The sequence below is a fragment of the Rhodococcus mengyinensis genome (assembly GCF_048381435.1).
GTDB classification, from domain to species: domain Bacteria; phylum Actinomycetota; class Actinomycetes; order Mycobacteriales; family Mycobacteriaceae; genus Rhodococcus_F; species Rhodococcus_F opacus_D.
The window spans coordinates 1-5705 of sequence record NZ_JBLWIT010000020.1 but is presented as its reverse complement, the minus strand read 5'-3'; the positions used below and the strand labels follow the sequence as shown (position 1 = coordinate 5705).

The following is a 5705-nucleotide window of genomic DNA, read 5'->3' as shown; positions in this document are numbered from 1 at the left end:
TCGAGGACTGTCTGCACGGTGGCGGTGAGGGTGTCGGTGTCCAGGTCGGGTGGCGCGGTGAGCAGGACCGATTGGCAGTACGTGTCGAGGTTGCCGCCGCGCTCGAGCAACCACCGCGCGATCGGCATGAGCGGTGCGGTCCCCACGCCACCGCCGGGAAGCTCGGCCAGCACGTCCGGGTTCCGGGTGGCCGCCACCTCGGCGAGGGCGGCCACGGTCTGGTGCTCGAAAACGTCGCGGGGAGTGAGGAAGACACCGTCCTCGTGGGCGCGGGCCACCAACTGGATGGCCATGATGCTGTCGCCACCGACTGCGAAGAAGGACTCGTCGGCGCTCACGGACGGCACGCCGAGGACCTCCGCGAAAACCTCGGCGAGGGCCATCTCCGTCGCGGTCGCCGGAGCGCGACCCGTGGAGACGCGTTCGGCAAAGTCGGGTGCGGGCAACTGCCGGCGATCGAGCTTGCCGTTCGGGGTCAGCGGCAGGCGGTCCAGGACCACCAGCGTTGCCGGCACCATCTGCGGTGCGAGAGTCGTCCGGGCGAAGCCGAGGACCCGCTCGATGTCGACAGCCCTCGTCTGTTCACCGTCCCGGGCGGGTACGACGTACCCGAACAGGCGCTCGGTGCCTCGGTCGTCGGAACGGACCGACACCGCGGCCTGTGCGACATCCGGGTGGCGGACGAGCGTGGCCTCGACCTCTCCTGGCTCGATCCGGTAGCCGTGCAGCTGAACTTGGGCGTCACTACGTCCGAGGAACTCGAGTTGACCCTGCGCGTTCCAGCGTGCGAGGTCGCCGGTGCGATACATGCGTCCTCCGCGCCCGGCCGGGTCCGCCACGTACCGGGTCACCGTCAGCCCGGATCGGTGCAGGTACCCACGGGTGACCTGGTTCCCGGCAACGTACATCTCGCCGGTCACTCCGGTGGGTACGGGGTGGAGCCGCCGGTCGAGGACGTACACGCGCAGTCCCGGAATCGCCCGGCCGATGACCGACCGCGCAGCGGGACGGGTATCGCCGAGGGGATGCCTGCTCACGTGCACGGTGGTCTCGGTGATGCCGTACATGTTCACGAGCTGGGGTCGGGTGGGTTCGTGCCGGTCGAGCCAGTCGACGAGGTGACCGTGCTCGAGGGCTTCGCCGCCGAAGACGACGTACCGCAACGCCAGGTCGGTCGGCTGGTTCCGTTCCGCCGTGGCCAACTGGGCGAACGCGGTGGGAGTCTGGCACAGGACCGTCACCCGCTCCCGGCGGAGCAGGCCCAGGAACTCGTCGGGTGAGCGGGCGGTGACGGTGTCGACGACGACGAGGCGGCCACCGTGCAGGAGGGCGCCCCACAACTCCCATACCGAGAAGTCGAAGGCGGCCGAGTGGAAGAGCGTCCACACGTCGGTCTCGGCGAAGTCGAACGCAGGCCGGGTGTTGTCGAACAGTGTCGTGACATTGCGGTGTGTCACCACGACACCTTTCGGGCGTCCGGTCGACCCCGAGGTGTATACGACGTACGCGACCGCGTCGGGGGTGAGCCCGGCCCGTCGCTCCGGATCGGTGATCGGTTCCGGCGACAGGCCCATCAGGTGCGTGCGTGTGTCCGCGTCGTCGACGAGCACCGTGGGAAGGTCCCGCCGCAAGCCGGCCGCGTGATCGGTCGAGGAGACGAGACACACCGGGGCGGCGTCGGACATCGCGGCGTCGAGCCGGTCGGCCGGGTGACCGACGTCGAGGGCGAGGTAACCGGCGCCCGCTTGCTGTGCGGCCAGCAGGGCGACGACCAGCTCGACCGAGGGTGGCAGTGCTACGGCGACGACCGTGTCGGGGGCGGCGCCCAGTTCGACGAGATGCCGGGCGAGTCGGTAGACGCGGGCACCGAGTACCGCGTAGGTGAGCGTTTCGTCGGCATCGGTCAGCGCCGATTCGCCGGCGAAGCGGTGGACGGACCGAGTGAACCGGTCGGCGAGTGTGGCCTCGGCTGGTTCCGCCACGGGCGAAGGGGGATTGCACCCGGTCGTCAGCGTGGCCCGTTCGGTGTCGTCGAGGAGGTCGACGTCCCCGACTGGCCGGCCGGGGTCCGCGGTCACCGAGTCGAGGAGCCGGAGGAAGCGTACCGCGACACTCTCGACGGTGGTGCGGTCGAAGATGTCGGTGGGATAGGTCAACGCGGCCGACAGGCCGGGGTGTGCGGGGTCCGCATGTTCGCGGAGGGTGAGCTGAAGGTCGAACTTCGCGAGGGGCGGAGCGTCCTCGGCGACCGTCACCGTCAGGTCCGGCAGCTCGAGGTGGAGTGGTACCTCGGTCCCATAGTCGATCAGGACCTGGAACAACGGTGTGTGCGTCGTGGACCGCTCCGGCGCCAGCACGTCGACGAGCATCTCGAAGGGCAGGTCGGCGTGCATGAATGCACCGAGGTCCGCGTCGCGGGTTCTGGTCAGCACTTCGCGGAACGACTCGGCCGAGCCGACCGGGGTCCGGAGGACGAGCGTCCCGACGAACATGCCGACGAGTTGGTCCAGCCGGGGATCGGGGCGGCCGGCGACGGGGGTGCCGATCACGACGTCGTCCGTGTCGCACAGGCGGGCGAGGAGGACCGCGAAGGCCGCATGCAGAGTCATGAATGTGGTCGCCCCGGTGCTCCGCGCGAGCGCACGCAGGCGGTGGTGTACGTCGGCGGGGATCTCGAAGCGGATCGACTCGCCGTGGTGGGTGCGGTGGGTGGGTCGGGGTCGGTCGGTGGGGAGGGGGAGGGTGTCGGGGAGGTTGGTGAGTGTGGTGGTCCAGTAGGTGGTGTGGGTTTGGGTGGTGGGGGTGGGGTGCTGGGGTGTGCCGAGGAGTTGGTGTTGCCAGTGGGTGTAGTCGGTGTAGGTGAGGGGTAGGGGTGTGGGGTGGGGTGGTTGGTGGTGGGTGTGGGCGGTGTAGGCGGTGGTGAGGTCGTGGGTGAGTGGGGTGAGGGAGTGGCCGTCGGCGGCGATGTGGTGGAGGACGAGGGTGAGGGTGTGGTGGGTGGTGTCGAGTTGGTAGAGGTGGGTGTGGAGGGGGGTGTCGGTGGTGAGGTCGAAGGGTTGGGTGGTGTCGGTGTTGATGTGGTGGGGGAGTTGGGTTTCGGTGGTGGGGGTGGGTGTGAGTGGTGGGGTTGTGGGGTGGGGGTGGATGTGTTGGGTGGGGTGTCCGTGGTGGAGGGGGTAGGTGGTGTGGAGGGGTTGGTGGCGGTGGATGAGGTCGGTGAGGGCGTGGTGGAGGGCGGTGGTGTCGAGGTGGCCGGTGAGGTGGAGGGTGAGGGGGATGTTGTAGGTGGGGGTGGTGGTGTCGTATTGGTTGAGGAACCAGATGCGTTGCTGGGCTGGCGATAACGGTGCGTACTCCGGTTCTTCCGCGGCGGCGGTCAACGGGGGGCGGGGTTCAGATCCGCTGTCGTCGAGGAGCAGTCGCGCCAGTGCACGAGGTGTGGAGGCCTCGAACAGGCTCCGGACGGCGAGGTCGGTGTGCAGGCTCGCGTTCACACGGGCGACGGCCCGGGTCGCCGTCAGCGAGTCTCCACCCGCCGCGAAGAAGTCGTCGTCCACTCCCAGACTCGACAGATCGAGTGCCGCGGCGAGGGTTTCCGCGACGGTCTGTTCGAGTGGGGTGGCCGCCGACACCTGCGCGGGGAGCGGAGTGGATCGGAGGTCGCGGAGTGCGTCGCGGTCGAGCTTGCCCGACGGCGTCCGCGGAATCACGTTGATCTCGACGACCGCGGACGGAACGAGCTGTGCGGGAAGCCGACCGGCCAGGTAGTCGCGGAGTTCGCGGGGTCCGGCCGCGCCGGTGGTCGTCACGTAGGAGACCAGTGTCGCGTCCTGGCCGCCTGTGTCCGGGCCGCCCGTCGAGGGGAGTGTCGCGCTGAACGTGACCGCCGGATGGCCCGACAGCACCGCGTCGATCTCGCCGGGTTCGATCCGGTACCCACGAACCTTCACCTGCGAGTCGCTGCGACCCAGGTATTCGAGGACGGCAGACCCTTCGCGTGCGGTGTTCCAGCGGAAGACATCACCGCTGCGATACATGCGACCGCCCGGCGGGCCGAACGGATCGGCGACGAAACGGGTGGCGGTGAGTGCGGGCTTGCCGTGGTATCCGCGGGCGATCGCGTCGCCCGCGATGTACAACTCACCCCGGGCCCGGATCGGGACCGGTTGCATCCGAGCGTCGAGTACGACCTCCGTGACGCCGCGGATCGGGCCACCGATCACATTCGCACCGTCGGCGGCCGGATCGTCCGAGATATCCGCCGCCACAGTACTTTCCGTCGGTCCGTACGCGTTGATGAGTCGACAGTGCGGAGACCACCGGCGGATCACCTCGGGGGTGCACTTCTCCCCGCCGGTCACGACGCACTCGAGGTCGTCCAGGCGCCCCGGGGCCAGGGAAGTCAGCGTCGTGGGGGTCAGGAAAGCATGGGTCACCCGGCTGTCGGCGAGATGCCGACGCAGTTCATCTCCGCCGTAGATCGTGGTGGGCACGATCACCGCCGTGGCTCCCGCGGACCACGTGAGCAGATACTCGAGTACCGACGCGTCGAAGCTGGGAGACGCGAAATGCGCCACCCGGGACGCTGCGGTCACCCCGGTACGCTCGCGCAACGTGGTTGCGAGAGAGTTTAATCCACGATGACAGACCACCACCCCTTTCGGAACCCCGGTGGACCCGGACGTGTAGATCAGGTACGCCGCATTGTCGAGGCGGATCGTGGGCGCCGGACGAGCTTCCGAATCACGGGTGTGTGGTTGCCGGCCGGCACCCGTGCCCTCGATGTCGATCCACGTGACGGTGTCCGGCAGCGCGTCGCGACGACTGCTCGTGGTGAGCCCGACGAGGACTCCGGAATCGGTGACCATGTGCTGGATGCGGATCTGCGGATACGTCGGGTCGACGGGCACGAACGCGGCGCCGGTTCCGGCGACGGCCCAGACGGCGAGGACTGACTCGAGGGACCGCGGTATCGCGATGGCGACCACACTTTCCGGACCCACGCCCGACTCGACGAGACGGTCGGCAAGGAACAATGCGCGGGCCTCGAGTTCGGCGTACGTCAGCCGGCGGGCCCCGTCGTCTACGGCGACGGCGTCGGGCGAGCGCTCGGCGGCGTCCGCGAGGATCGCGCCCAGGGTCCGCGGCTCCTCGGCCGCCCCACCCCGGGCGGGCACCACGGCTCGCTGCTCCGCAGCATCCAGCAGGTTCAGGCGGGCGATCGGCAGGGACGCGTCGGATCCCATGGCGACGAGCACACGCGCCAGTTGTCCGAGGATCGCGTCGACGCTGTCGGCATCGAATGCCGACAGCTGGAAGATGCCCCGCAGGTGGAGTGTGGTGTCGGTGGTGGTGGCGAGTGCGAGGGGGTAGTGGGTGGCGTCGGTGGCGGAGGTGGTGGTGATGGTGAGGTCGGTGGGTGGGGTGGTGGTGTGGTGGGGGTAGTTCTCGTGGACGGTGATGGTGTCGAAGGTGGTGGCGTGGGGGTTGGGGATGTGGGTGAGGGGGAGGTGGTGGTGGTCGAGGAGTTGTGTGTGGGTGGTGTGGGTGCGTGTGAGGAGGGTGGTGAGGGTGTCGGTGGGGTGGAGGGTGATGCGGACGGGGATGGTGTTGATGAAGAGTCCGATCATGGTTTCGATGCCGGGGATGTGGGGTGGGCGTCCGGAGACGGTGGTGCCGAAGGTGATGTCGGTGGTGCCGGTGTG

The 5705-nt window shown here is 69.0% G+C and carries 1 protein-coding gene; it reads right to left on the bottom strand.

All coding sequences use genetic code 11. The features are described from left to right. Positions 1–5705 (bottom strand): amino acid adenylation domain-containing protein (locus tag ACNJ7E_RS02615; RefSeq protein WP_418339026.1); only part of this gene is annotated, 5705 nt, incomplete at both ends.